Origin of the sequence: Streptomyces sp. YIM 130001, from assembly GCF_003574445.1 — a bacterium.
In the GTDB taxonomy this organism is placed as follows: Bacteria; Actinomycetota; Actinomycetes; order Streptomycetales; family Streptomycetaceae; genus Streptomyces.
This window is the reverse complement of record NZ_KZ984549.1, coordinates 1-26,476: the sequence shown is the minus strand read 5'-3', so window position 1 is coordinate 26,476 and position 26,476 is coordinate 1. Positions and strand designations below refer to the sequence as shown.

The 26,476-nt window shown below is 71.7% G+C and carries 26 protein-coding genes and 1 pseudogene; 15 read left to right on the top strand and 12 right to left on the bottom strand.

Annotation, left to right across the window (positions count from 1 at the left end; all coding sequences use genetic code 11):
* Positions 1–12: 12 nt before the first annotated feature.
* A complete protein-coding gene (locus DSC45_RS03255) occupies positions 13–594 on the bottom strand; it encodes an O-methyltransferase (protein WP_119287635.1) in 582 nt (193 codons plus the stop codon).
* A gap of 266 nt (positions 595–860) precedes the next feature.
* Here DSC45_RS03255 and DSC45_RS03250 point away from each other — a divergent pair, with 266 nt between their 5' ends.
* The gene (locus DSC45_RS03250) at positions 861–2,651 is read left to right on the top strand and encodes an AAA family ATPase (RefSeq protein WP_162929110.1); all 1,791 of its coding nucleotides are present in this window, start codon (positions 861–863) and stop codon (positions 2,649–2,651) included.
* A 221-nt stretch (positions 2,652–2,872) separates the two neighbouring features.
* Positions 2,873–4,129, top strand: a complete 1,257-nt coding sequence (locus tag DSC45_RS03245; protein ID WP_119286925.1) for a DUF4032 domain-containing protein — start codon at positions 2,873–2,875, stop codon at positions 4,127–4,129.
* A gap of 12 nt (positions 4,130–4,141) precedes the next feature.
* Here DSC45_RS03245 and DSC45_RS03240 read toward each other — a convergent pair whose 3' ends face one another.
* Positions 4,142–5,638, bottom strand: a complete 1,497-nt coding sequence (locus DSC45_RS03240) for an acyl-CoA carboxylase subunit beta (protein WP_240434410.1) — start codon at positions 5,636–5,638, stop codon at positions 4,142–4,144.
* 465 nt (positions 5,639–6,103) lie between these two features.
* Here DSC45_RS03240 and DSC45_RS03235 point away from each other — a divergent pair, with 465 nt between their 5' ends.
* From DSC45_RS03235 to DSC45_RS03225, 3 genes are read left to right on the top strand one after another with little or no spacing between them, the layout of a single operon-like run.
* Positions 6,104–7,159, top strand: coding sequence for a type III polyketide synthase (locus DSC45_RS03235; protein WP_119286922.1), 1,056 nt, complete (start codon positions 6,104–6,106; stop codon positions 7,157–7,159).
* A complete protein-coding gene (locus DSC45_RS03230) occupies positions 7,149–8,447 on the top strand; it encodes a cytochrome P450 (protein ID WP_119286920.1) in 1,299 nt (432 codons plus the stop codon). Before DSC45_RS03235 ends, DSC45_RS03230 begins: the two co-directional genes overlap by 11 nt.
* A gap of 8 nt (positions 8,448–8,455) precedes the next feature.
* A complete protein-coding gene (locus DSC45_RS03225) occupies positions 8,456–8,989 on the top strand; it encodes a cupin domain-containing protein (protein WP_119287633.1) in 534 nt (177 codons plus the stop codon).
* 28 nt (positions 8,990–9,017) lie between these two features.
* On the opposite strand, the gene DSC45_RS03220 is transcribed toward DSC45_RS03225, so the two are convergent.
* The gene (locus DSC45_RS03220) at positions 9,018–9,629 is read right to left on the bottom strand and encodes a DUF2867 domain-containing protein (protein WP_119286919.1); all 612 of its coding nucleotides are present in this window, start codon (positions 9,627–9,629) and stop codon (positions 9,018–9,020) included.
* A 127-nt stretch (positions 9,630–9,756) separates the two neighbouring features.
* Between DSC45_RS03220 and DSC45_RS03215 the strand changes: the two genes are divergently transcribed.
* Positions 9,757–10,314: a TetR/AcrR family transcriptional regulator gene (locus DSC45_RS03215; protein ID WP_119286917.1), complete on the top strand. Its 558-nt coding sequence runs from the start codon at positions 9,757–9,759 to the stop codon at positions 10,312–10,314.
* Between the two features lie 24 nt (positions 10,315–10,338).
* Here DSC45_RS03215 and DSC45_RS03210 read toward each other — a convergent pair whose 3' ends face one another.
* The gene (locus DSC45_RS03210; RefSeq protein WP_119286915.1) at positions 10,339–11,229 is read right to left on the bottom strand and encodes a MurR/RpiR family transcriptional regulator; all 891 of its coding nucleotides are present in this window, start codon (positions 11,227–11,229) and stop codon (positions 10,339–10,341) included.
* A 120-nt stretch (positions 11,230–11,349) separates the two neighbouring features.
* Between DSC45_RS03210 and DSC45_RS03205 the strand changes: the two genes are divergently transcribed.
* The 7 genes from DSC45_RS03205 (at position 11,350) to DSC45_RS03175 (ending at position 18,742) form a co-directional block, all read left to right on the top strand.
* Positions 11,350–12,495: a C45 family autoproteolytic acyltransferase/hydrolase gene (locus DSC45_RS03205; RefSeq protein ID WP_119286914.1), complete on the top strand. Its 1,146-nt coding sequence runs from the start codon at positions 11,350–11,352 to the stop codon at positions 12,493–12,495.
* Complete coding sequence (locus DSC45_RS03200) at positions 12,492–14,141, top strand: ABC transporter substrate-binding protein (RefSeq protein WP_119286912.1); 1,650 nt, start codon at positions 12,492–12,494, stop codon at positions 14,139–14,141. The genes DSC45_RS03205 and DSC45_RS03200 overlap by 4 nt, the downstream gene beginning before the upstream one ends.
* Before the next feature lie 14 nt (positions 14,142–14,155).
* The gene (locus tag DSC45_RS03195) at positions 14,156–15,106 is read left to right on the top strand and encodes an ABC transporter permease (protein ID WP_119287632.1); all 951 of its coding nucleotides are present in this window, start codon (positions 14,156–14,158) and stop codon (positions 15,104–15,106) included.
* On the top strand, positions 15,103–15,954 hold the full coding sequence (locus DSC45_RS03190) for an ABC transporter permease (protein ID WP_119286910.1): 852 nt from the start codon (positions 15,103–15,105) through the stop codon (positions 15,952–15,954). Before DSC45_RS03195 ends, DSC45_RS03190 begins: the two co-directional genes overlap by 4 nt.
* Before the next feature lie 2 nt (positions 15,955–15,956).
* Positions 15,957–16,916 carry an ABC transporter ATP-binding protein gene (locus DSC45_RS03185; protein WP_119286908.1) on the top strand — a complete coding sequence of 320 codons (960 nt, stop codon included), beginning with the start codon at positions 15,957–15,959 and terminating at the stop codon, positions 16,914–16,916.
* Positions 16,913–17,722: an ABC transporter ATP-binding protein gene (locus DSC45_RS03180; protein ID WP_240434408.1), complete on the top strand. Its 810-nt coding sequence runs from the start codon at positions 16,913–16,915 to the stop codon at positions 17,720–17,722. Before DSC45_RS03185 ends, DSC45_RS03180 begins: the two co-directional genes overlap by 4 nt.
* A gap of 138 nt (positions 17,723–17,860) precedes the next feature.
* Positions 17,861–18,742, top strand: a complete 882-nt coding sequence (locus tag DSC45_RS03175) for a universal stress protein (protein ID WP_119286904.1) — start codon at positions 17,861–17,863, stop codon at positions 18,740–18,742.
* A gap of 53 nt (positions 18,743–18,795) precedes the next feature.
* Here the strand turns inward: DSC45_RS03175 and DSC45_RS03170 are convergent, their stop codons facing one another.
* The 6 genes from DSC45_RS03170 to rpmG all read right to left on the bottom strand — a co-directional run bounded on the left by DSC45_RS03170 (position 18,796) and on the right by rpmG (position 23,914).
* Entirely contained in the window at positions 18,796–21,141 is a 2,346-nt protein-coding gene (locus DSC45_RS03170; RefSeq protein WP_119286902.1) for a phosphoketolase family protein, read from the bottom strand.
* A 3-nt stretch (positions 21,142–21,144) separates the two neighbouring features.
* Entirely contained in the window at positions 21,145–21,714 is a 570-nt protein-coding gene (locus DSC45_RS03165) for a type 1 glutamine amidotransferase domain-containing protein (protein WP_119286901.1), read from the bottom strand.
* Positions 21,715–21,982: 268 nt separating this feature from the next.
* Positions 21,983–22,219: a 30S ribosomal protein S18 gene (rpsR, locus tag DSC45_RS03160; RefSeq protein WP_119286899.1), complete on the bottom strand. Its 237-nt coding sequence runs from the start codon at positions 22,217–22,219 to the stop codon at positions 21,983–21,985.
* Between the two features lie 68 nt (positions 22,220–22,287).
* Positions 22,288–23,442, bottom strand: coding sequence for a CobW family GTP-binding protein (locus DSC45_RS03155; RefSeq protein WP_119286897.1), 1,155 nt, complete (start codon positions 23,440–23,442; stop codon positions 22,288–22,290).
* A complete protein-coding gene (locus tag DSC45_RS03150; RefSeq protein ID WP_119286895.1) occupies positions 23,442–23,696 on the bottom strand; it encodes a type B 50S ribosomal protein L31 in 255 nt (84 codons plus the stop codon). Before DSC45_RS03150 ends, DSC45_RS03155 begins: the two co-directional genes overlap by 1 nt.
* A 53-nt stretch (positions 23,697–23,749) precedes the next feature.
* Positions 23,750–23,914 (bottom strand): 50S ribosomal protein L33, encoded by a 165-nt coding sequence (gene rpmG / locus DSC45_RS03145; protein WP_119286894.1) that lies wholly within the window; start codon positions 23,912–23,914, stop codon positions 23,750–23,752.
* Between the two features lie 85 nt (positions 23,915–23,999).
* Between rpmG and rpmB the strand changes: the two genes are divergently transcribed.
* Positions 24,000–24,236, top strand: a complete 237-nt coding sequence (gene rpmB, locus DSC45_RS03140) for a 50S ribosomal protein L28 (RefSeq protein WP_119286892.1) — start codon at positions 24,000–24,002, stop codon at positions 24,234–24,236.
* On the top strand, positions 24,236–24,541 hold the full coding sequence (gene rpsN / locus DSC45_RS03135; RefSeq protein WP_119286890.1) for a 30S ribosomal protein S14: 306 nt from the start codon (positions 24,236–24,238) through the stop codon (positions 24,539–24,541). Before rpmB ends, rpsN begins: the two co-directional genes overlap by 1 nt.
* 117 nt (positions 24,542–24,658) lie before the next feature.
* Here the strand turns inward: rpsN and DSC45_RS36225 are convergent, their stop codons facing one another.
* Both DSC45_RS36225 and DSC45_RS36220 read right to left on the bottom strand, forming a co-directional pair.
* The gene (locus DSC45_RS36225; RefSeq protein ID WP_240434389.1) at positions 24,659–25,660 is read right to left on the bottom strand and encodes a TIGR03086 family metal-binding protein; all 1,002 of its coding nucleotides are present in this window, start codon (positions 25,658–25,660) and stop codon (positions 24,659–24,661) included.
* A gap of 317 nt (positions 25,661–25,977) precedes the next feature.
* Positions 25,978–26,244: pseudogene (locus DSC45_RS36220) on the bottom strand (MerR family transcriptional regulator); the annotation flags it as partial.
* Between the last annotated feature and the right edge of the window lie 232 nt (positions 26,245–26,476).

Sequence of the window (26,476 nt, the reverse complement as noted above, 5' to 3'; positions counted from 1 at the left end):
CGCGGCCCCGGTTCAGGCCTGCGCACGTACCGCGAGCAGCAGCCCCTTGCCCACCGCGGCGACGGTGGACGTCCCGAACTCGCCGTCGCCTTCCACGAGTCGGCGGAACTCCGCCACCTCGTCGGGATGCGAGAGGACGTTGTCGACGATCAGCAACCCGCCCGGGCGCAGAACCCGGCGCGGATGCGGCCACCAACTCGCGTACTCGGTCCGCTCGGAGTCCAGGAACAGCGCGTCCAGGCCCATGTCCGGCAGCGCCCGCAGCACCTCGCCGCCGTCGGCGTGCCGCAACTCCACCAGGCCGGCGAGACCGGCCCGCTCGAGATGGCCCGATGCCGCGCGCTGTGCGTCGCCGTCCAGGTCGACACTGAGCAGGGGCGCACCGCCGGTGGCGTGCAGCGCATCCGCGAACCAGATCGCCGAGTAGCCGTTGGAGGTGCCGATCTCGGCCATCCGCCGCACACCCGCGGTCTGCAGGACGACGGAGAGCAGGGCGGCCGACTCGGGTTCCAGATTGCGACGGCGCAGCAGTCGGTCGCTCTGTGCCGCGTCGTACGCGAGGCCGTCCTGATGGAGCGAACGGAGCAGGTTCATGTCCACGACGCATCACCGTACCGGCGGGGGCGGGCGCCTCCACGAGTCAGCCGTCCGCCCGAGGCGGCGCGCGGTCCCGGCCCTTTAGGTGCCCGAGCCCGCCACCGTGCAGAAATCCGGCCAGAGCCCCCCGATCGGGTGAACCGCATCAGAGTCCTGACGCCCGAACGCCCCCCGTCTCCCACCATGTCCGGAGCGGAAAGGCTTCACCTTGGCCGAACGACGGGGACGGGATGGCGACGCGCAAGGGCGCAGGGCAATGGCGCATGAGCCAGGGACGGATGGTGGGGCGCAGTGCCGAGCGCGACCGGCTCCGAGCACTCCTGGGCCGCGAACGGTTGACCACCGTGACGGGGCCGGCGGGAGTGGGCAAGAGCCGGCTGGCCGAAGAGGCCGCGGACATCGTGTCCCGCACCTGGAAACGCGACCGCCTCCTGCGGGCACGCTGGTGGGGGCCGGGCCGGGAGAAGGGCGCTCTCGAGGGACTGTGCGAGGCGGCCGGCCTCGCCCCCGAGGCGGGCCTCGAAGCACTGGCCCGCGCGCTGCGGAACCGCCGCTGCCTGCTCTTCCTGGACGATGTCGACCCCGTACGCCTGCCGTTGGCCCGTCTCGTGCAGGACCTGCTGATGCGGCTGCCGCGCCTGAAGGTTCTCGTCACCTCGCGGGGCCCGCTCGGGCTCGGCGAAGAAACCATTCTGCGCCTGGGTCCGCTCGACGCCGACGACGCCAGGGAGTTGTGCACGGCGACCGACGGACCCGGACCGGTGGCCGAACCCGCCGACCCGGCAGCTCTCTGTGCGGCGCTCGAACACAACCCGCTCGCCCTGCTTCTGGCGTCCGGCGCCACCCGCCCCGCCGGACCTCGGCGCCACACGTCCATGCTGGCCGCGGAGGACGCGGGCGCCCGATTCCTCGACCAGGGCGACCGGACGGTCTGGGCCCGGCTCTCCGTGCTGCCGTCCACCTTCGACCTCGCCACCGCGCAGACCCTGGCCGGTGACGCCGGTGCCTGCCCACCCGCGCAGATCCCGTCCGCAGTCGCCCGCCTCAACCTGGCCTCGGTGGTTCGCGCCGACCGCGATCCCGGCGCCGTCACGGCACCCCGCTACCGGCTCACCGCCTCCGCGCGTGCCTGGGGCCTGCGGCAACTACGAGCCCGCGGCGAACACGACGAGGCGCGGCACCGGCTGCGCCTGCGGGCCCAGCTCATCGCCGTCAACGCGCGTCACCTCTGGGACATCGGCCAGCACCGCCGCGCGCTGCGGACCGTCGAGGAGGACTGGCCGCTGCTGAGCGCCGTACTGGAACACCCCGGCGAGGTCCCGGAGGGCCCGGACGGGGACGTGGCGCTGCTCGGGATCTGCGTCGACCTGTGGTTCTGGTGGCTGACCCGGGACTGGGCGGAGTTCGCGCTCGATCTGGTCCGGTGCCACCTGACGGCGCACGGCCGGCTCTGGGGCATGCATGCCGAGGCGCTCACTCTTGCCGCCCATCTGGCGCTCGCCGCCGGCCGGCCCGCTCGGCCGTACCTGGACGGGAGTTGGCGGTCCGCGGTGGTCAGCGGAGACGGCGGACTGTTCGCCGCTGCACAGGTCGCCCAGGCCGAGCACGCGCTCGGGCAGAGCGACTGGTCGGCGGCCCGCGAGTTCCTGCGGACCGCCGACCCGTCGGGTCGCGGACGGCAGCGGCTGCCGAGTGCCGCTCCGGGCGTGGGCCTGGGCTGGGCGAGGCTCGCTCTCGCCCTCGCCGGGGACGGGCTGCTCGACGAGGCCGCCTACGCCGCCGATCGTGCCCAGCAGGCCATCGATCCGGACCACGACCCGTGGGCGCAGGCGCAGCTGCTGCATGCCCGGTCGGTCATCCACCAGCGCCACGGCAGGCCCGCTGCGGCCTGGCGGGCCTGCCTGACCGCGCTGGAGGCGGCCCGCCACCACGGTTACGAGAACCTCCGCACCCGGCTCGAGCCCCTCGCCGACGACCTCGGCGGCGACCATCCCCACCTCACTCGCACCCGTCCGGCCTCCCGGCACCCGGCGGAGCTGCGCCGCAGGCCCTGAGCCGCCAGTACCGACCGCACGGTGTCCACCGGATTCACGGCGGCCGTACGGCACCTGAGTCGGGTCGAACGAGCGGCCTACGCGGGGAAGGAGCCGGGAGCCCACCGCGATCGTCTCCGCGGCGAGGGTGTGAGACTACGCAGCGACAGGCGGGACCGTTCGGGGCGTCGCTGCCTGTACTGAACCAGCCGCGCCCCCGAGCACAGGAGCGGGACACCCCCATGGCCTTGCAGATCAGTGCCACCAACCCGGAGCACCCCGGGCTGCTGCTCGACCTGCCCTGGCACACTCCCCTCGAGGAGTGGCCGGACGACGTCCTCGTGCCGCTTCCGCGCGGTATCTCGCGGCACGTGGTGCGGCACGTACGGGCCGGCGACGAGGTGGTCGTGGTGAAGGAGATCGCCGAACGCCCCGCCCTGCGGGAGTACGAACTCCTGCGCACCCTCGACCGGATGAGCATCCCGTCCGTCGACCCGCTGGCCGTGGTCACCGGCCGCACCACGGCGGGCGGTGCGGACCTCGAACCCGTACTGATCACCCGGCACCTGGACGGCTCCATCCCGTACCGGTCGATGTTCGAGACGACCGTGCGGCCGGCGACCGTGCACCGGCTGATGGACGCGCTCGCCGTGCTGCTCGTGCGGCTGCACCTCGGCGGGTTCGCCTGGGGCGACTGTTCGCTGTCCAACACCCTGTTCCGCCGGGACGCCGGAGCCTTCGCCGCGTATCTCGTGGACGCCGAGACGGGCGAGCTGCACCCGTCCCTGAGCGACGGACAGCGGGCGTACGACATCGATCTCGCGCGGGTCAACATCAGCGGCGAGATGCTCGATCTGGAGGCGGCCGGAGCTCTCCATCCGGCCCTCGACCCGATCCGCTTCGGCACCGAGATCGGCGAGCGGTACGAGGCACTGTGGTCGGAGCTGACCCGGACCTCGGTGTATCCGGCGGGCAAGCACCACTACATGGAGCGGCGCATCCGGCGGCTCAACGACCTGGGCTTCGACGTCGCCGAGATGCAGATAGAGCACGCCGACCACGGAGACACCGTCACCTTCGTGCCGAAGGTCGTCGACGCGGGCCACCACCAGCGCCAACTCCTGCGCCTGACAGGCCTGGACGCGGAGGAGAACCAGGCCCGCCGGCTCCTCAACGACCTGGAGAGCTGGATGGCCACACAGGCCGACTACGTCGCGCCGGGCTCCCGCGACGCCGGACTCGGACCGCGCCCCGAGGTGCTGGCCCACCGGTGGGTCCGCGAGGTCTTCCGGCCCGTGGTCCGCGCCGTGCGCGACCGGGTTCCGCAGCGCATGGACCCGGCGGAGCTGTACCACGAACTCCTCGAACACCGCTGGTACTTGTCGGAGCGCGCCCAGCACGACATCGGCCTCGAAGCGGCTGCCGACGACTATGTGCGCAACGTCGCCGACGGGCGACCGGAGCCGGAATCCGAAGACCCCGCGGACGACGACGCCTGAGGCCGGCCCGGTTCACAGGGGCGGGTTCCCGTGCTTGCGCAGGGGGAGATCGGCGTGCTTGCGGTGCAGTGCCGCCAGCGAATCGATCAGCACCCGGCGGGTGTCGGCCGGATCGATGACCTCGTCGATCAGGCCGCGCTCCGCCGCGTCGTAGGGATGCATCAGCTCCGCCCGGTACTGCTTGGCGAGACGTTCGCGGCCGGCCTCGGGATCGTCCGCGTACTCGATGTCGGTGGGGAGGGCACGGTCGGCCGCGTCCTCGGCGCCGGTCACGGCGATCTCGTTGCCCGGCCAGGCGAAGGCCAGGTCGGCGCCCGCCGCACGTGAGTCCATCACCAGATAGGCGGTGCCGTACGCCTTGCGCAGCACCACCGACACTCTGGGGACGGCCGCATTGCCGTAGGCGTACAGGAGTTGGGCGCCGCACCGCAGTACGCCCTCGCGCTCCTGCTCCGGTCCGGGCAGGAAACCCGGCACGTCCACGAGGGTGACCAGAGCGATGTTGAAGGCGTCGCAGGTGGTGACGAAGCGGGCCGCCTTGTGCGCGCCCTGCGCGTCCAACGCGCCTGCCTGGGAGCTGGGTTGATTCGCCACCACGCCGACCACCTCGCCGTCCAGCCGCACCAGGGCGCAGACGACGTTCGGTGCCCACGACTCGTGCACCTCGAAGAACGACTCGGCGTCGGCGATCTCGCGGATCACCGGACGGATGTCGTACGGCTCGCGCAGGTCGGCCGGAACCAGGTCGAGCAGGTTCTCGCAGCGCCGGTCCGGTGTGTCGCGGGTGGACTCCCAGGGCGGCAACTCCCGGTTGTTGGAGGGTAGTTGTGCGATCAGATGCCGTACGTCGTCGAGGCAACTCCGCTCGTCCGGGTAAGTGAAACCTGCGGTCCCGGTGGTACGTGCGTGCACCTGGGTGCCGCCCAGGTCCTCCAGGGCGGTGCGGGCGCCGGTGGCCGACTCGACGTGGGTGGGGGCGGACGCGGCCAGTTGGGACGTACCGTCCACCATGAACACGAAGTCGGTGAGGGCGGGGGAGTAGGCCGCGGTGCCGGAGCAGGGGCCGAGCACCACGCTGATCTGCGGTATCACCCCCGAGGCGCGGGCGTGCCGGCGCAGGATCCCGCCGTGCCGGGCGAGCGCGCCCACCCCTTCGAGCACCGGGACGCCGGCTCCGTCGCAGACACTGACCAGCGGTGCGCCCATCCGCTGGGCCCGGTCCATCACCTTGTGCACCTTGACCGCCGAGGTCTCGCCCAGGGTGCCCTCGAAGACGCCCGGATCGTGCGCGTAGACGAACACCGTGCGACCGGCGACCAGTCCCCATCCGGTCAGGACGCCGTCCGAGTGCGCAGCGCCGAGTCCGGTGCCGAAGTCGCTGCCATGATCCGCCACGCGCGCCTCGGTCTCGTGGAACGACCCCTGGTCCAGGAGTAGTTCGAGACGTTCACGGGCGGTCCCCGCGGACCGCGCGGCCCGCTCACCCTTGACCGGAGCGCAGCAGCGCACGATGCGGTCCCCGCGTGCGGGGCCGTCCTGCCCGGAGTCGACTGCGGGCTCCGAGGCGGCCGGACGGTCACGGCTGAAGTGTGGGCCCGGCTCCCTCGTGCCTATGGGCTCCGACTGATTTGGACGGTCCGGGCGGCGATGCCGTACAGGCTCCTCGACGGTGGCCATGAGTGACCTCCAGGTGGGATGGGGGTGTCGACGGGTGCCCTCATGATCCGTCCAGCGAGCCGGTGCGGCATCCGTGGTGGCACCACGGATGCCGGGCGAGTCAGGTCGGCCCGCGCCGCGGTCCACGGAACCCGGACGTCAGGCCCCTCGGGTCGGCCGGGGACTGGGCCGTCACCGGTTCGGCCCAGCTGAGCCAGTGCGGACCCCGTAGTCGGGTCACGCTGGGTACCGGCCCCCGGGGAGCAGAGCCCCCGGGCAGGGGCCCACGACTCGGGGACGACAGAAGGGGCTCCTCCCATGGCGACGTTGTGCAGACCCGCGGTGGCCGTTCCCGAGCACGTGATCACTCAGGCGCAGACGCTCGACCTGGCTCGGACACTGCACGCGGACCACCCCCAACTGGAGCTTGCGCTAAGGCTGATCGAGAACACCGGTGTGCAGAAGCGGCACATCGTGCAGCCCATCGAGGAAACGCTCAAGCACCCCGGCTTCGACGCACGCAACGCCCGCTACGAGGCCGAGGCCAAGGCCAGGGTCCCGGAGGTCGTACGCCGTGCCCTGGACGAGGCGGAACTGCGCACCGCGGACATCGACGTGATCATCTACGTCTCCTGCACCGGATTCATGATGCCGTCCATGACGGCCTGGCTGATCAACGAGATGGAGTTCGACACCGACACCCGACAGATACCCATCGCCCAACTCGGCTGCGCGGCCGGCGGCGCGGCGGTGAACCGGGCCCACGACTTCTGCCTGGCCTATCCGGAGGCCAACGCCCTGATCGTCGCCTGCGAGTTCTGCTCGCTGTGCTACCAGCCCACCGACCTCGGCATCGGCAATCTGCTGTCCAACGGCCTGTTCGGCGACGGCATAGCGGCGGCAGTCGTGCGCGGCCGCGGCGGCACCGGCATCTCCCTCGAGCGCAACCGCTCCTACCTGGTCCCGGGCACAGAGGACTGGATCGCCTACGACGTCCGCTCCACGGGATTCCACTTCCAGCTCGACAAGCGGGTGCCCGGCACCATGGAACCCCTCGCCCCAGCCCTCAAGGAGCTGGCGGCACTGCACGGCTGGGACGCCTCCCAGCTGGACTTCTACATCATTCACGCGGGCGGCCCACGGATCCTCGACGACCTGAGCAAGTTCCTCGGAGTCCCCTCCGAGGCGTTCCGGTTCAGCCGCGCCACGCTCACCGAGTACGGCAACATCGCCAGCGCTGTCGTACTCGACGCGCTGCGCCGGATGTTCGAGGAGGGCGGCAACCGCGACGCCGCCTGCGGACTGCTCGCCGGGTTCGGACCCGGCATCACCGCGGAGATGTCGCTCGGCCGCTGGAGGCAGCATGAAGAGTGAGACCACGACCGGCACGACCCGTACCGCCGATCCGGTGGGCACCGCCCCGGCGGCCGACGCCCCCGGATGCCCGCTCGCGGAGACCGGCCCCGACGGCGCACTCCCTCCGCTGCGGCACTGGCCGGCGATCGACCTGGACGGAGTGGACTTCGACCCCGTGCTCGCCGAGCTGATGGACGAGGGCCCGGTCACCAGGATCCAGCTGCCGCACGGCACAGGCTGGGCGTGGATGGTCTCCCGCTACGAGGATGTACGCCTGGTCGCGGGCGATCCGCGGTTCGGCCGCGCCGCCGTGATGGAGCGCGACGTGACCCGGCTCGCCCCGCACTTCATCCCGAGCAAGGACGCGGTGGGGATGCAGGACCCGCCGCACCACACGACCCTGCGACGGGCGGTGGCGCCCGCGTTCACCGGGCGCGGTGTGGAGCGGCTGCGGTCACGGGCGCAGGACATGCTCGACGAACTCGTGGCCTCGATGCTCGGTGACGGCCCGCCGCTCGACCTCACCGAGCGCCTCCTCGCGCCGTTCCCGCTGGCCGTCGTCTGCGAACTCATGGGAACGCCCGAGCACGAGCGCCCCCGGATGCACGAGTGGACCAGCCTCATCCTCTCCTCCTCCGCGGGAGCCGACCGCAGCGAGCAGGCCAAGGGCGCCATGTGCGCCTACTTCGCCGAGCGGCTGCGGGCCGGGGGCGACCAGGCCGGCGAGGACGTGGTCAGCCTGCTGGCCGCCGCCGTGGCAGCGGGCGACGTGACGGAGGAGGAGGCGGTCGGGCTCGCGCTGCTCATCCAGATCGGCGGCGAGGCCGTCACCAACAACACCGGCAACATGGCGTACATCCTGCTCACCCGCCCCGACCTGCTCGCCCGACTGCGTGACGACCCGGCGGTGCGGCCACGGGCCATCGACGAACTGCTGCGGTACATCCCGCACCGCAACTCCGTCGGCCTCTCCCGTATCGCCCTGGAGGACGTGACCGTCTCCGGTGTCCGCATCCGGGCCGGCGACCCCGTCTACGTCTCCTACCTCGCCGCCAACCGCGACCCGGACGTCTTCCCCGACCCGGACCGCATCGACTTCGACCGCGCCCAGAACCCGCACGTCTCCTTCGGGCACGGACCGCACTACTGCATCGGCGGACTGCTCGCGCGCCTGGAGAGCGAACTCGTCGTCGACGCACTCGCCGACCGCTTCCCGGGACTCCACCTCGCCGTGCCGGAGGACCGACTGCGCTGGCGCCCGGGTGCGTTGATCCGTGGCCCCGAGGGCATGCCGGTGGCCTGGTGACCGCGGTCGTGCCGGGCGGGGCATCGGCGGCGCAGGGACTGCTCGTGCCCAGCGGCCACGGGCGGACCCTGCGCTCACCGGCCCAGCAGGTGACGTTCAAGGTCACCGGCGAGCACTCCAGGGCGGCCTCCAGCTTCGAGGTCGTGGTGCCGCCCGGATTCGACGTGGGCGCTCATGTGCACAGCCGCAGCGAGGAGTTGTTCTACGTCCTCGACGGCGAGCTGGACGTCCTCGCCTTCGAACCGCGGGTGCGGACCCCGGACGGCTGGGAGGACTGGGAGTCACCCGGCGGACAGCGCACGGTGCGCGCCACCCCGGGCACGGTCATCGTCGTGCCGCCGGGCTGTCCGCACGCGTTCGCCAACCGGACGGGCACCGCGGCCAAGATGTTCTTCCAGTCGTCCCCGCCGCCGGACCACGAGCGCTACTTCGAGGAGCTGCTCGCTCTGATCGACGCCGAGGGCTCACCACACCCGTCGGCCATCGCCGAACTGCGGGCGCGCTACGACATCGAACAGCTCACCCCGCTGCGTCACGACTGAGGCACGGGCAGCCTGGCGCGGGGGCGGCTCAGGCCGCTCCCGCCGGGTGGCGCCCGGAGCCGTTCGCCTCCCACCGGCGTCCGATCGCCCGCAGCAGCGCCGGGTACACACCGACGTAGCGGAACGGTTTGATGCCCAGCATGTAGAGGCGTCCGAGGGGTCCGTTCGGCTTGACCAGGACGGTCATCACGCCGTGGTACCCGCCCTTGCCGTCCGGCACCCACCCCAGGTGCAGTACGCAGTGCATGGTGCTGTTGGCCATCTCGGCCGCCCACTCGTCATGGGTCAGGAACACCGAGTGGAACTTGGCGGGGTCCCCGAAGTCGGGCCCGCGTGTCCCGTCACGCAGGTCTGCCGGCAGCCGGTCGCGCAGCGTCGCGACCCGTGCCCCGACGCCGCTCTTGGGCTTGTCGAGACGTGCCAGCTTGCCGAGCTTCCAGCGGACGGCGAAGAGCGCGCGGTACACCGGCGACTCCACCCGGCTCTCGTCGTCCCGCTCCGCGAACTGCGCGACGAGACGGTCCAGATCGTCCGGCCCGCCGGGCGTGGGCAGAGCCCACACGTCCTCGACGTCGAAGTCCTCGGCGATCTCGTGCACCCGCCACGGGCGGGCGGTGAATGCGGTGGTGGGGAGTCTCATGAGCGTGCCCCTGTCCCTACGGTTGCGTCCGGTGGTCCGTTCCATCTATACGGCGCCGTATACATCGAGACTAGCAGGCTTCTGTACGGTGGCGTATACGAAGTCGGCGACGAGGACGGGGCACAGGATGGGTGTGACGCGCACGCCGCGCGCTCGATGGGTCGAGGAGGGTCTGCGCGCGCTCGCGACCGGCGGCCCCGGCGAGGTCCGCGTCGAGGTGCTCGCGCAGGCGCTCGGCGTCAGCAAGGGCGGCTTCTACGGCCACTTCCGCAATCGCGAGGCCCTGCTGGAGGAAATGCTCGATGCCTGGGAGCGCGAGGTCACCGAGGGCGTCATCGAGCAGGTCGAACGCGATGCCGGCGACGAACGGGCCCGCCTCGACCGGCTGTTCACCCTCGTCTCGGAAGCCGACGACGTCACGACCGGCACCACCCTCGACCTCGCCGTACGCGACTGGGCGCGCCGCGACCCCGCCGTCGCCGAGCGCCTGCGACGCGTCGACAACCGGCGGATGGACTACCTGCGTTCCCTGTTCCGTGCCGTCTGCGAGGACGAAGGTGACGTCGAGGCCCGCTGCCTGCTCACCTTCGCCCTCCGCATCGGCAATCCGTTCATCGTCGCGGACCACCCGGGCCACACCCGTGGCGAAGTACTGGAACGGACCCGTGCCTGGCTCCTGAGGTGATGTGCCGGGCGGTCCGCCGCCCGCTCAGCGTCGCTTCGGCTTGAGCAACTGCTCGCGCAGCGTGGTGAGTTCGTGCGAGGTCTGTACCGCGCGTGACTCGTCGAGCGTGGTCATGGCGAGGAGGAGCGCGTCCGCGACGACCAGTGCGGTGAGCGCTTCGGTGGTGATGCCGGTCGGGGTGTGCGGTGCGGTCAGGACGGCGTCGACGCGGTCTCCGTACGGCTCGGCCAACTCGTCGGTCACCAGGACCACCCGGGCGCCCACCGCACGGGCGCGGTCGACGAACACGGTCAACTCCGCGAGATCGCGGCCTGGTTGGAAGATCACCACGGCGTCGCCCTGTCGCAGGGCGAGCAGGTCGTCCGCGAGTGCGAAACCCGTCGCCCCGACGAAGCGGGCCCTGCGGCCCAGCCTTCCGAGCGCCAAAGCGAGGTGGCGCGCGGCCAGTTCGGACGCGGCGACCCCGTAGCAGTGGATCTCCCCGGCCTCGGCGAGATGCGCGACCGCGTCGCGCAGTGCCTCGCCGGGTGTGAGCCGTCGGGTGTGCTCGATGCGCTCCTGCGCCTCGTCGAAGACCTCCTCCCAGATGTCGTCCAGGTCCCGGCCCACGTGCGCGATGCGCTGCTTGAGCCGGACCTCGGGGGCCACCGCGGAGGTGAAGTCGGACGCCAACTCGCGTTTGAGGGCGGGGAGTCCGGCGTATCCCAGGCGTTGCAGGGTGCGGACCACGCTGGCGTTGCTGGTGCCGCTCGCGCCGCCCAGCTCCTGTGCCGAGGCGAAGACCAGGGACTCGGCGGGTGCACTCACCAGGTACTGGGCCACGGCCCGCTCGGAGGAGGACAGCTCGTCCCACTTCTCGCGCACCACGGTGCGGAGGCGGACGACGCCCGCCCCGCTCTCCTCAGTAATCTCCATTACAGGTATTGACTCTCGTGTGATGGTCGTTACTCTCCTGAACAACGCATTCCAAGAGGAGAGCGTCTCGTAACCGACGTTACAGGACGGTTGCCGGAACCTCTCGCCGCGAGGAGAAGAATGACACCCCGGACCCTTCCGGTCATCGAGATCAGCGGGACGGCCCTGGAGTGTGGCCGCCAGTACGGCGCAGCCGTCCGCACCCAACTGCACGCGGCCCTCGGCTACTACGAGGAGGCCTTCGGCCAGTCCGCGGGCCTCACCTGGGACCTGGTCACCGCACGCGCCGCCCGCTGGCTCGATCCCGTACGCGACTACGCCCCCGAACTCCTCGAGGAGATGCGGGGGATCGCCGAGGGCGCGGGCGTCGACCTTCTCGACGTACTCGCCCTCAACGCCCGCGGCGAGGTGATCTATGACCGGTCCTTCAAGGACATGGCCGCCGAGGACGAACCCGCCGAGGGGTGCACGTCCTTCGCCGCCTTCGGCGAAGCCAGTGGCGACGGACACGTGTGGGCCGGGCAGAACTGGGACTGGCGGGCCGGGGTCGGCGACACCGTCGTCATGCTCCGCATCGTCCAGCCGCCCAGACCCACCCTGATCATGCAGGTCGAGGCCGGCCAGATCGGACGGCAGGGCGCCAACTCCGCCGGCATCGCGCTCAACGCCAACGGCCTCGGCGGCCGCTTCGACGACCGCGTCGGACTGCCGCAGACCGTGGTCCGCCGCGCCGTCCTGGACACCCACACCATCACCGACGCCCTCGACGTGCTCTGCCGCACCCGCGCCCACATCGCGAGCAATGCCCTGCTCACCTGCAGGGAAGGCTTCGCGGTCGACCTGGAGACCACGCCCGCCGGCATCGGCTGGATGTACCCGACCGACGATCTGCTGGTGCACGGAAACCACTACCAGGCCGGTCTCCCCGCGGCCCTCGCCGCCGACTACCGGCCGATGTCCTCCGACTCCCTGGTCCGCGTCCCGCGCGCCGAACGCGGCCTGCGCGCCCTGCGCGACGCCACCGGACCCGACGAGTCCCGCAAGGTCATCCAGGAGGCCATGTCCGACCACCTCGGCCACCCCGAGTCGCTGTGCACCCACCCCGACCCGCGCCGCCCGGCCGTCAAGCACTGGGCCACCCTGGTGTCCTCCTGCGTGGACCTGACCACGGGTGACTACCACGTCACCGCCGGTACCCCCTGCGACCGTGACTACCAGCACCTGCCCTGGAACCTCTACGACGGCCCGTACGGAGACGCCGGATGACCACCACCCGCACGGCCGCCGTCGCCTGGCTCGCGGCTCTCGCCCTGCTCACCGCCACCGGCTGTAGCGGCGCCGACCGGCCCGCCGGCGACCGGGCCCCCGCCGACGCCGCGAAGCTCGACCTCACCGCCACCACCCCCGCCGCCGAGGACGCACTGGCGAAGGCGAACTGGCTGCTCGAGGACGAGCCGGACTCCCTCGATCTCGACGCCCAGGGCACCAGCGCCGGTCGAATCGTCCTCACCAACGTCTGCGAGCGTCTCTACCAGCTGCAGCCCGACATGAGCACGAAGCCGCACCTCGCCGAGAAGGGGCAGGCCTCGGCCGACGGCAAGACCCTCACGCTCGGCCTCCGCGACGACGTCACCTTCCACGACGGCTCGAAGATGACCGCCGATGACGTGCTGTGGTCCCTGAAGCGGCACGCCGACCCCGACATGGAACAGGCCGACGAGTTCGAGAACGTCGCCGCCATGGAAAAGACCGGCGAACACGAGATCACCGTCCGGTTCAAGGAACCCGACGCCCTCTTCCTCAAGGCCCTCGCAGGCGACGCCGGCATCGTGTGGAACAAGGCTCGAGTACGCGAATCCGGGAAGGAGTTCGGCACCCCCGGCCAGCCCGACGCCTGCTCAGGACCGTACGAACTGACGCGCTGGGACTCCGGCGACTCGATCACCATCCGTGCCCACGACGCCTACTGGGGCGAGCAGCCACTGACCCGCGAGGTCGTCTTCAAGTGGGCCACCGACAGCGCTCTCGTCAACGCGCTCAAGACCGGCGCCGCCGACGGCGCCTACGCGGAGTCGCCGAACACCGCCGCCGCCCTGCGCGGCGACAAGGGCCTGAGCCAGTACTACGGCCCCTCCACCGCCTCGCTCGTCCTCATCCCGACCGCCCGCGGCGGCATGCAGGACGACCGGATCCGGCACGCCCTCTCCCTCGCGCTCGACCGCAAAGGCATCGCCGAATCCGGCTTCGGCGGACTCGTGCAGCCCTGGGCCTCACCCGTCGGCTCAGGAGCCTGGGGGTATGAGAAGGACACCTTCGCAGCGGCGCAGAAGAAGCTCGCCGCCGGCGCGCCCGCCTCCCCGGACGCCGACGACCTCGCCGAGGCGAAGCGCCTGGTCAAGGAGTCGGGCGCGCCCACCGAACCCGTCGTCATCGGCACCGACGCCAGCCAGGGCCGCACCGTCACCGCGAACGCGGTACGTGCCGCCCTGCAGCGCATCGGACTCAAGGGCGAGATCAAGACCGTACCCACCGCGCAGTTCGAGGAGTTCTACAGCGACGAGCAGGCGCGCGGCGACATAGACCTGCTGGTCGGCGACTGGTACATCTCCAAGGCCGACCCGGTCGGCTTCTACGACAACGGCCTGTCCACCTCTCCCAACAACTGGGTCGGCTTCAAGGACGCCGCCTACGACCGCCTGGTCAAGAAGGCACTCGGCACCCTCGACGACACCGAACGTGCCGGCCTCGCCACCGACATCCAGCAGCGCTTCGTGGAAGCCGCCGTATGGATCCCCGTCGCCCAGGTCCCCACCATCCTGGTCCTCGACTCCGAACTGACCGGACCGACTTCGTCCCAGGCCTACCTCTACTACCCGTGGGCCGCCGGCCTCGGCAAGAAGAAGGCCGGGTGACCACCGTGCACGCCATCGCCGGACGGATCTCACGCAGGGTCGCCGGACTCCTCGCCACCCTCTTCGCCGCCTCGTTCGTCATCTTCGCCGCCGTGTACGCCGCCCCCGGCGACCCGGCCGTGTTCCTGGCGGGCGGACGCGACAAGCTCACCCCCGAGCGCCTCGCCCAGGTCCGCGCCCAGTACCACCTCGACGAACCCCTCGTCGTCCAATACGGCCGCTGGCTCTGGGACTGCGTCCACTTCGACCTCGGCCGCTCCTTCAAGTACAGCGACCAGGTCGCCGACCTGATCACAGCCCGACTGCCCACCACGCTCCAACTCGTCGCCTACGCAAGCGTGTTGTTCGTCGTCCTCGGTGTCGGCGCCGGGATCCTCGCCGCCGTCAAGCGATCCACCTGGGTGGACTCGGCAGTCGTGGGCGGCACCACGCTCGCCGCCTCGGTGCCCTCCTTCGTCGCCGCCATCGCTCTCGTCTCGCTCTTCGGCGTACAACTCGGCTGGTTCCCGGTGACCGGAGCGGGCGACGGCGCGATGGACACCCTGCATCATCTGACCCTGCCCGCCTGCTCGTTGGCCCTCGGCGCCCTCGCCGTCATCAGTCGCGTCACCCGCCAGGCCATGGCCGACGCGGCCGCCTCCGACCACGTCGAGGCCGCCCGCGCCTCCGGAGTACCCGAACGCGACATCGTGCGCCGGCACGTGCTGCGCAACGCCCTCGGGCCGATCGTCACCATGTGCGGCCTGGTCATGGCCGGCATGCTCGCCGGCACCGTCGTCGTCGAGACCGCCTTCGGCATCAGCGGCATCGGCTCGCTCCTCGTCGGGGCCATCAACACCCACGACTTCCCGGTCGCCCAGGCCGTACTGCTGCTGATGGTCACCGGCTACATCGTGGTCACCACCCTCGTCGACCTGGTCCACCCCCTGCTCGACCCGAGAGTGAAGGAGGCGACGGCCCGATGAGCGCAGTTCTCACCCTGAAACCGGACCCGTCCCTGCCACGGGCCCGACGCCCCGTCGGTGTCACCGTCGCCGCGGCCCTGCTCGCCCTGGTCGTCGTCGCGGCCGTCCTCGCACCGCTGCTCGCGCCCTACGCCCCGGACGCCATCGACCTGTCCGCATCGCTCGTCGGTACCGGCTCCGAGCACCTGCTCGGCACCGACTCCTCCGGCCAGGACCTGCTCTCCCGCGTCCTGTACGGCGCCCGCAGCAGCCTCGTCGCCCCCGTGCTGCTCCTCGCCGTCGCCGCCGTCCTCGGTGTGACCCTCGGAGTGCTCGCCGCCTGGCGCGGCGGCTGGGTGGACACCGTCGTATCCCGCCTCACCGACGTGATGTACGCCTTCCCCGGACTGCTCTTCACCGTCCTGATCATCGCCGTCTTCGGAGCCGGCATGACCACCTCGGTCCTCGCCCTCGGCCTCGCCTTCACCCCGACCATCGCGCGCTACACGCGCTCGGTCGCCCTCGCCGAGACCCGCAAGCCCTACGTCGACGCCTACCGCGTACAGGGCATGGGCGGCGCCCGGATCTGCACCCTGCACATCGTGCCCAACCTCGGCCGGGCCATCCTCGGGTACCTGGTCGTCCTCTTCGGCGAGGCCCTGATGTCCCTGGCGACCCTGTCCTACCTCGGATTCGGTGCCCAACCACCCTCCTCCGACTGGGGGTTGATGGTCCAGGAGGGGCAGGCCGCGGTCGTCCAGGGGGCGTTGCTGCCCGCCCTCGTCCCCGGCACCGCCATCGCCCTGGTCGTCGTCTCGTTCAACGTCGTCGGAGTCTGGGCCGCCGACCGACTCGGAAGGCAGGACTGACGATGCTGCTCGACATCGAGGACCTCACCGTCCGCCTCCCGGGCGCCGCCCGGCCGGTACTCGACTCCGTCCGCCTCACCGTCGCCGAGGGCGAAGTCGTCGGTCTGGTCGGCGAGTCGGGCTCCGGCAAGTCCACCACCGCCAAGGCCGCACTCGGCCTCCTGCCCACCGGCGCCGAGACCACCGGAGCGGTCCGGGTCGAGGGGCAGGACGTCCTCACCCTCACCGGCGAGACACTGCGCCGCCATCGCGCCACCACCGCGGCGATGATCCACCAGGACCCGCGGGCCGCCCTCAACCCCGTACGCCGCATCGGCGACTTCCTCACCGAACGCGGTGCCACCAAGGACCAGTCCGTAGAACTCCTGCGGACCGTCGGTCTGCCCGCCCCCGAACGCCACGTACGCCAACGGCCCCACGAACTCTCCGGCGGCATGCTCCAGCGCGTCGTCATCGCCGGTGCCCTCGCCGCCCGCCCCCGGCTCCTGCTCGCCGACGAAGCCACCAGCGCCCTCGACGTCACGACGCAGGCCGAGATCCTCGCCCAGCTCCGCACCACCCGCGAACAACAGGGCGCAGGACTCCTCTTCATCACCCACGACCTGCACCTGGCAGCCGCCTACTGCGACCGGGTCTACGTCATGTACGCGGGCCGCGTCGTCGAACAGCGCACTGCCAAGGCCCTGTTCACCGCACCCACCCACCCCTACACCCACGGACTGCTCGCCTGCTCCCCGACGCTGGGCGAGGCGGTCGAGGTACGGCCCATCCCCGGGCGCCCGCCGTCCCTGTCGGACACCTTCACCGGCTGCCCCTTCGCCACCCGCTGCGCGGACGCCGAAGACGCCTGCACCACCTGGCAGCCCGAACCGGTCCACCTCGCCGACGGCGGAAGCGCCGAATGCCGCCGGGTCGAACCCGGCGCCGCACGATCGCACCCCAAGGAGCTGAGCGGCCAGTGACCCGAGCCCTCCTCGAGGTCACCGACCTCACCAAGACCTACGCCCTGCCCGGCGGCGGGCGCCAGACCGCGGCCGACGGCGTCGGCTTCACGGTGCCCGCAGGCGGATCCCTCGGCATCGTCGGCGAATCCGGTTCCGGCAAGACGACCGTCGCCCGCATGCTGGTCGGCCTGGTGCGCCCCGACCGGGGCGGCATCACCGTCGACGGCCTCCCGCGCGCCGACCGCACCCCACGCGGCCGCACCGCACGCCTCGCCCGCGCCCGACAGATCCAGATGGTCTTCCAGGACCCCTACGTGTCGCTCGACCCCCGCCTGACCGCCGCGCAGTGCCTGCGCTCCGCCCTGCGTCTGCACGGCAGACAGGAGCAGCTGGCAGCCGGGCTCCTCGATCAGGTGGGCCTCGGCGCACGCGAGGCCGAGGCTCTGCCGCGCCGGCTCTCCGGGGGACAGCGGCAACGGCTCGCCATCGCCCGGGCACTCGCCGTCGACCCGCGGATCCTCGTACTCGACGAGGCCGTCGCCGCACTCGACGTCTCCATCCAGGCCCAGATCCTGCGCCTGCTCGACGACATCCGCCGCGACACCGGCGTGGCCCTCGTCTTCGTCAGTCACGACCTGGCCGTCGTCCAGCACATCACCGACGAGGTGATCGTGATGCGCCGCGGCCGCACCGTCGAACAGGGACCGACCCGCGGCGTGCTCACCGACCCCTCAGACCCCTACACCCGACTCCTCCTCGCCTCCGTGCCCGGCGAGGGCTGGGACCCCGCCGACGCGGTGGCGGCCAGGGCGGCGCTCGCCTGACGCTCCCGCGGCGCCGCGGACGGGCCGGACGGCGCAGGCGCGGTGGCGCCGTCGCACCGCCCGCAGGACGATGGCCGGGGCGCGTGCGAGCGCGGCCCGGACGTCCCGCAGCAGCCGATCAACAGGGGAGCAGTCACGATGGAGGACACCGCGGGTGCAGGGCGCACCGTCCTGGTGGGTGTCGACGAGGGCCGCGAGCAGCGGTCCGTCGTGCGGTACGCCGCCCGGCAGGCCGCATTGCACGCGGCCGCACTGCACCTGGTGCATGTCGTACGGCCCGAGGCCTCGGGAAAGGAGGCGCTGCGGGCAGGCGTGGAACGGGAAGCGACCGTGGTGGAGCCGCTCGCCCAGCTGATCCGCACCGAGTTCCCCGATCTGGCGGTGTCCTCCGAGGCGGTGTCCGGGCAGCCGGCCGCCGTACTCATCGACCGGTCCTCCCACGTCACCCAACTGGTGGTGGGCCACCGCGGCAGCGGAGGTTTCCCGCGGCTGCCGCTCGGCTCCGTGAGCTGGCAGGTCGCCACCCACGCGGCGTGCCCGGTCATCGTGGTCCGTCCGGGCGAGGAGCCCGAACGAGCCGATGCGCCGAACCGCGTCGCCGTCGGGGTCGACGTCGTGAACATCGCCGGGCAGGCCCTCGACCAGGCTTATCGGGAGGCCGAACTGCGCGGCGCCCACCTCACCCTGCTGCACGCGAACTTCCACCTCAGCGAACTGCCCACCGGCCCGGCGATGGCAGCGCCGAACTTCGAGGCCCTGGACGCAGGAGCGCGGCGCGTCCTGACCGCCGAGGCCGTCGAACGCCGCGAACGCCACCCCGATGTGGAGGTGGGCCTGCGCGTCGAACGCGTCCGGGCCTCCACGCTCCTCACCGAGGCGTCCCGGCGCTCCTCGCTGCTCGTGGTCGGCTCGCACGGGCGGACCGGCCTGCAGCGACTCATCCTCGGCTCGGTCAGCGCGGAGGTCCTGCACACCGCGTCCTGCCCCGTGATGGTCGTCCCGCTCTCCGCGGGGGCCTGACGCTCAGGCAGGCGGGCGCCGCCTCGGCCACGCGTCCGCAGGCCGCCACGGCCTCAGCCACCCCAGCGCCACTCCGTGATCTCGGCGGGATCCTCGCCGGTACGCCGCAACTGCGCGCGGAGCCGGTCGCGGTGGCGCGCCCAGCCCGCCGCCAGATCGCCGGCGGTGCCGGAGCGCCCCCGCAGCAGCCCGAGCGCGGCGATCACCAGATCGTGCCGTGACACACCGTTGTCGGCCAGCAGGTCGTACGGCGTCGTGGTCGTGCCCTCCTCGACGTAGCCGCGCACATGGAAGCGGTCGGGCGACGGACGGCCGTGCAGGAGATGGTGCACGGCCGACGGATAGCCGTGGAAGTCGAACAACACAGGAGTGTCCTCGCCGAACAGTTCCCGGAACTCCTCGTCCGGCATCCCGTGCGGATGCCGCCCGGGCGGCGAGAGGGTGCACAGGTCCACCACGTTCACCACGCGCATCCGTACGTCCGGCACGTCGTGCGCGAGCAGTTCGGCCGCGGCGAGCGTCTCCACGGTGGGGATGCCGCCCGCGCAGGCCAGGATCACCTCGGGATCCTCCCCGTCGTAGGTCGACGCCCACCGCCACACGGACGCCCCGGCCGCGCAGTGCCGGCGCGCCTCGTCCAGGTCGAGCCACTGAGCCGCAGGGTGCTTCCCGGACACCACCGCGTTGATCCGGCCGGTGTCGCTCAGCAGGTGATCCATGGTGACGAGCAACGTGTTGGCGTCCGGCGGCAGATACACGCCGGTCACCGAACTCCGCTTGGTGAGCAGGTTGTTGATGAATCCCGGGCCCTGGTGGCTGTACCCGTTGTGCTCCTGCCGCCAGCCCTCACTGGTCAGCAGATACGTGAGACTGCTGACGGGGGAGCGCCACGGCACTTCGGCGGCCATCTTCAGCCACTTCGCGTACTGGTTCAGCATGCTGTCGACGACCGACGCGAACGCCTCGTACGTCGGGAAGATGCCGTGCCGGCCGGTGAGCAGGTAACCCTGCAGCCAGCCCTGGCAGTTGTGTTCGGACAGCACCTCGAGCACCCGTCCGTCCGGGGTGAGATGCTCGGCGTAGGAGTCGACGGGCCAGTTGTAGCCGCGTCCGGTCGCCTCCAGGACGCCGTCGAGGCGGTTGGAGGCCAGCTCGTCGGGGGAGACGATGCGGAAATCGCGGGTCGCCTCCGTGCGGCGGAAGATCTCGGTCAGCCAGGCCGCGAGAACCTCGTTGGGGCTGGCCGTGGCGCTGCCCGGACCGCCCTTCAGCTCGACCGCGTACGACTCGACCGGCGGCAGGTCGAGCGGTCGCCTCAACTGCCCGCCGTCACCCGCCGGTCGGCGCCCGATACACCGCTCGCCGCTCGGACAGGCCGCCAGGACCCCCGCCACCGGCCGCCCGTCCTGGTCGAAGAGCTCGTCCGGCCGGTACGACCTGAGCCAGCCCTCCAGAGCCGCGAACTCCTCGGGATCGTCGTGCACTTGGGGGAGCGGCACCTGATGCGAGTGGAACGTCCCCTCGATGCGCTGCCCGCCGACCTCGGCCGGCGCGCCCTGCCCCTTCAGGCTGCGCAGCACGATCATCGGCCACCGCGGACGCTCGACGCTCTCCCCGGACCTGGCACGGCGCTGAATCCCGGTGATCGCCGTGTGGGCGTCGAGCACGGCCTCGGTGAGCCGCTCGCTGTCCGGCGCCTCGATCATGTCGACGATCGCCGGGTCCCAGCCGTACCCGCGGAAGAGGTCGGTCAGCTCGGTGTCCGACATGGTGGCGAACAGCGTGGGCGAGGAGATCTTGTAGCCGTTCAGGTGCAGTACGGGCAGCACAGCGCCCCCGGTCACCGGATCGAGCTGCTTGACCGCGTGCCAGGCGGCGGCGGTCGGCCCCGTCTCCGCCTCACCGTCGCCGACGATGCAGGTCACCAGCCGCTCCGGCGCATCGAGGGCGGCACCGAACGCGGTCGACAGGGCGTACCCCAACTCGCCGCCCTCGTGCAGGGTCCCAGGCAGCGCGGGGGAGAGGTGGCTGGGGAAGCCGTCCGGTGCGCAGTAGCGGCGGACCAGCTCGGTGAGGCCCTCCTCGGTGCGCTCGAGCGCCGGGTCGTAGTGGCCGTGGGTGCCCTCCAGCCACAGGTTCGCGTGATTGGCGGGAGCGCCGTGGCCGGTCCCGGTGACCAGGAGTACGTCGGTCCCTCGCTCCCGGACCAGGGCGTTGAGGGCCGCGTAGGTCATGGTGATGCCCGGGCAGGAGCCCCAGTGGCCGAGCAGCCTGGGCTTGAGATGCTCGGGGCGCAACGGCTCGCGCAGCAGCACGTTGTCGCGCAGGAAGACCAGGGCGACGGCGATGTAGTCCGCCGCCCGCCGATAGGCGAGCGTGCCGTCCGGTGCCGGGGCCACGGGTCAGCCCGCGGGGGCGAGTGCGGCGTCGATCTCGCGCAGGAAGTCGGGCAGATCGTCCGGCGTGCGCGAGGTGATCAACAGTCGCCCGTCGCCCTCGTCGACGGCCACCGACTTGTCGATCCAGTCGCCGCCCGCGTTCACGATGTCGGTCCGCAGGGAGGCGTACGACGTCAGCGTCCTGCCGCTCACGAGCCCTGCCTCGACCAGGATCCACGGGCCGTGGCAGATCGCCGCGACCGGCTTCCCGGCCTCGGTGAGGGCGCGCACCACGCGCAGCGCGTCGTCCTGCAGCCGCAGCGAGTCGGCGTTGAGCGTGCCGCCGGGGACAAGGAGCAGGTCGTACGCGGCGGGGTCCGCCTCGGCCAGCGTCAGATCGGGCTCCGCGCTCTCCCCGGGGTTCTGGTCACCGACGAGGGTCTCGATCGGATCCTTGGTGACGGCGGCCACCGAGACCTCGGCGCCCTGATTCCGCAAGTGCCGTACAGGGGTGAGGAGTTCGTCCTGCTCGACGCCGTAGTTGGTGACCATCGCCAGGATGCGGCGGCCGTCGAGGGGCTGCGTGTCAGGCATGTCCGGCTCCTAACTGTCGATGCGGTCCCGGGCCGGGCAGAGGTGCCGGCCGGTCCGGGGCTCGGTATCCGCCCGTCCGGTTACCCGGACCTGCGGAGGTCACACCGGGATCGTTGGGGTTCTTCCGATATGTGCCACCGCGAGCCGGGCGTTACCAGGCATTGCATGGAACAGCCCGCGCGGCCGAAGGGCCGTGCACTCGCGGGGCGGCGAACCGAACGGGTGCCGGTTCGCCGTCCCCTCCGCACCACCGTTGTCCGCCGCGTCCTCAGCGGCTCGCGTACGGCAGCAGAGCCATCTCGCGCGCGTTCTTGACCGCGGCGGCGATCCGGCGCTGCTGCCGGACACTGACCCGTGTCACCCGTCGACTGCGGATCTTCCCCCGGTCGGAGATGAACTTCCGCAGCAGATCGGTGTCCTTGTAGTCGATGTAGGTGATCCCTGCGGCATCCAGCGGATTGCGCTTGGGGCGCAGCGGCCGGCGGGGATCGCGGGGGCGTGTCATGTCTGACGTTTCCTCTCGGTGTACGTGTCCTGCCGGGGCAGATGGGGTGTGAGCAAGGCGCCGTCCGGCTACGGCACCGAGTCGAGCAGCGCGTCGAATGCGGCGGGCAGCCGCCGCCACGCCTCGGGCCCGGCCGCGTACTCCGCGTCGGTGAGCAGGCAGTCCTCGAGCAGCCGCTCGAGTCCGTCGCGGTCGAGGCCGGGCGAGGTGAACACCAGATGCTGACAGCGGTCGCCGTACTCCGGATCCCAGTCGAGCGCGGCCGCTGCCCTGCGCATCGGCGGTACGAGCTCCCAGGCCGCGTCCGGCAACGAGGCGAGCCACGGACCGGAATCCTCCACACACAAGGCCCCGCCGGCCGCGTCCCAGGCCAACAGTGTGTCGGGACGGTCCGCGAGCCAGAAGCGGCCCCGGCTGCGCACGCCCGCACAGCACAGGTCCTCGAGCGCGTCGAAGAGCCGACCGGGGTGAAACGGGCGACGCCTGCGCCACACGTACGTCGTCACACCGGCGTCGTCCGCGTCCTGCGGAAGCAGGGCACACGCCGGATGCTGGGCGGCGGCGGCCGCTTCGACGTCGAAGCCGGCGAACGCGAGCCGGGCCAGCTCCGCCGATCCGGCCGCCACCTGGGCCGCCGTGGGGTGCAACTGCCCGAGGAGCGCACGGTCCGCGTCGTCGGCCGCGGGGCTGTCGGCAAGGGCGAGCACGGGCGCGTACTCGAGCTGTCGGGCCCAGGTGTCACCGACGGTGCGCTGATCCGTGGGGGCCGCCGCGAGTCCCACGTCGGCCAGATCGTCACCGTTCGCCAGGCAGGCCAGTACCAGGGCCGGGTCGACGGCGGTGACGACATTGGTCAGCCGGACGGAATCGCCGCCCTGCGAGGCGATCACTTCGGCCATCGCCTTGGGTTCGACGGAGTCCCACAGCTCCACCACGGCAAGGCGGGTCAGCCCGTCGTCGGCGAGGCGCTCGAGCTCGGGGACGAGGTCCTCACGCAGCGCACAACAGGCGCAGTCGTTCACCAGCGGCGTCTCGCCCACCTGCAGCGTCCCCGCGGAGTCCTTGACCACCCTGCGGACGGTCCCCTCGGCGGCAGTGCTGAGGTCGTGATGCAGCAGGACGCTGCCCGGCACCGTACGCAGCAGGCCGTCCGCCACCTCCCGACGCGCCTCGGCGTGCAGACCTCCGACGACGAGGACAGCCAACTGCCCGTTCTCAGCCATCAGTTCACCCCGCGTCGGCCGTAGCGGCGCTCGAACCGGTCGACCCGGCCCGCAGTGTCGAGGACGCGAGCGGTACCGGTGTAGAAGGGGTGGCTTGCGCTGGAGATCTCGACGTCGACGACGGGATAGGTGATGCCGTCCTCCCACTCGATCGTACGGTCACTGGTCAGCGTGGAACGGGTGAGGAAGGCGGTGCCGGCGGCCTTGTCGCGGAAGACGACGGGGCCGTAGGCGGGATGGATTCCGGGCTTCATGGTGGTCCTCGAGGTGGGTGATGCGGTCTGGGGCGTGCGGCCGGTGCGGGGCGTCAGCGCTCTTCGCGGAAGTCGACGTGACGGCGGGCGACCGGGTCGTACTTGCGGAGCACCAGGCGGTTCGGATCGTTCCGGCGGTTCTTGCGGGTGACGTAGGTGAAGCCGGTGCCGGCGGTGGAGCGGAGCTTGATGACCGGGCGTAGTTCGTTGCGAGCCATGCCGCTACTATATTGGAAATGGTTCCCATTACCAATAAGGCGATCCAGGGAACCGGAGATGCCATCACGATCAGGAGGGGCCACCATGTCCGCCCACTGCCAACTCACCGGCGCACAACCAGGATTCGGCCGGACCGTCTCGCACTCGCACCGGCGCACCCCGCGCCGCTTCGACCCCAACATCCAGCGCAAGCGCTACTGGCTGCCGAGCGAGGGCCGCCACGTCCGGCTCACACTCAGCGCGCGGGCGATCAAGACCGTCGACGTGATCGGCATCGAGGCCGCCGTCGCTCGCATCCGCTCCCGGGGAGGGAAGGTCTGATGGCGAAGAAGAGCAAGATCGCGCAGAACGAGAAGCGCAAGGAAACCGTCGCCCGGTACGCTGCCCGCCGGGCCGAACTCAAGGACATCATCCGCCGCCGCACCACTACGGATGCCGAACGTGCCGCCGCCGTGGACGAGTTGAGGCGCCAGCCGCGCGACGCCAGTGCGACCCGGGTGCGCAACCGGGACAGTGTGGACGGCCGCCCGCGCGGTCACCTGCGCCGGTTCGGACTCTCACGGGTAAGGATGCGCGAGCAGGCACACGCCGGGTTCCTGCCGGGAGTCAGGAAGTCCTCCTGGTGACGTAGACAGGTCGGCGGCGCCGCACGGCGTCCGTCAGGGGCGCGGCCGGTGCGTCCGGACATACCTGCCCGGACGGTCTGTGCCCAAGGTGGAGCAGCGCCGAGCGGCGCGCCCCGGTCAGTGCGGGATACGGCGGCCGAGGAACGCGGCCACGCGGTCCAGGGCCGGGGCATTCCGTGGGACGGGCACGGCGGGGGCGAAGGAGCCGCCGACGGTGCGGGGCAGTTCGCCGTACACCTCCTGAACGACCGGAAGGGCGGCGCGCGCGATGTCGGACTCCAGGTCACGGTCACCGCCGAGCGCGGCGGCGAGGTCCCAGCCGTGCACCAGCAGCTCGATCAGGAGTTGCTCGGCCACGCGGCGGCCGGGGGCAGGGCCGAAGGAGCGGTCCAGCATGCCCGGCTGACGGAACGCCGCGCGAGCGGTCGCGGAGGCCGTTTCGAAGGCGGCGACATGGTCGGCGCCCAGATGGTCCTCCGTATGGCCGTCGGCGGGTGGGGCGCCCTGTGCCAGGCCACCCCAGATGATGTTCTCCCACACCAGGTGGTCGAGCAGATCCCGTACGGTCCAGTCTTCGCACGGGGTCGGCAGGCTGAACTGCTCCGGCGTCGTCGCGCGCACGAGTGCGCCGACGGTGTCCCGGACACGTGCGAACGCGTCCAGGACGCCGCCAGGCCAAGGGTCGGAGTCTTGCGCGTAGAGGGCCTCGAGGCGCGAATCGCGTGTGCCGGGCGCGGGGTTGGCGCGCAGGGCGGTGGTCAGCCACTGTCCTTCTGCGGCGATCGAGGCGGGTGCGGGCTGACCGCCGAGGATGCACAGCAGCTGCCAGAAGCGCTCGACCGCCGGTTCGGCGGCGGCGGTGAGTTGCTCGTGCAGGAGGGAGCGGGCATCGGGGCCGTCGGAGGTCACGGCGGCGTTGTTGTTGGCGCCGCTCGGCAGCCAGCCGGCGACCACATCGGCGACGACCGCGTCGGCGGCCGGGGAGTCCGCTGCGACGCCGGCCTGCATCGCCTCGCGGGCGCGGGTGGTCCACAGGTCGGTGAGTGCGCGCATCTCGGCTGCCGCCGCGGGATCGGTGGCCTGCGCTCCCTGCCCCTGGCGGGCGGTGTACCGGGCCATGCGCCGCATGGCGGGCCGCAGCTCCCTGCCGGCGACGAGCTCGCCCAGTTCCAGCCATGCCTCGACCTGCTCGTCGGTGGGCTCCTCGGGAAGGTCCGCTCCCGCGTCGAGCAGCCCCTCACGGAAGTGGGCACGTCGAGGTCGCCCAGGGTGTCGGTGAGGAAGCCGTGGATGAGGCTGCGTCGCTCTTCGGGGGACATGTGGGCGGTGCGAGTCATCAGAGCGAGGCCTTCCCGGGTGGTGTGACGGGTGACGTTGCGCAGGACGGCTTGGTGGGTCCGCAGCCGGCGGATCTGCGCCTCCAGCGCCTCCACGTGCGCGGCGGCCACGTCCGCGAGCCCGCTCTCCCGGTCCAGAGCGGCCCTGATCTCACCGAGTCCGAGCCCGAGGTCCCGCAGCGTCCGGGCCATCTGCAGTCGGGCGATGCCGTCGGTGTCGTAGCGGCGGTAGCCGCCGGTGGTCCGTCCGGCCGGTGCGGCGATGCCCGCGTCCGACCAGTGCCGGACCACCTTCACGGTCAGTCCGGTCTGCCGTGCCACGGCCCCGATGCTCCACGTGGGCCGCGACGCGTCTTCCCTGTGCATGTGCACCACCCTCGACTCTCCCTTCGTGGGAGAGTCAAGCAGCCTGGTGATGCGGGCGCAGGAGACACCGATCTGCTGCGACTCCTTGATCCTTCCGTGTCGTTTCCGCCGTGCTTCCCTCCGGTCCCGGGAGCCACCGGACCTGACCGTTCGGGGCATGCGTCAGGCCCCCGTGTCCGGCGCGGTGGGGCGTCGGGTGCGGGGGCCTGGATGCGTGATGTGGGGGTCGGTT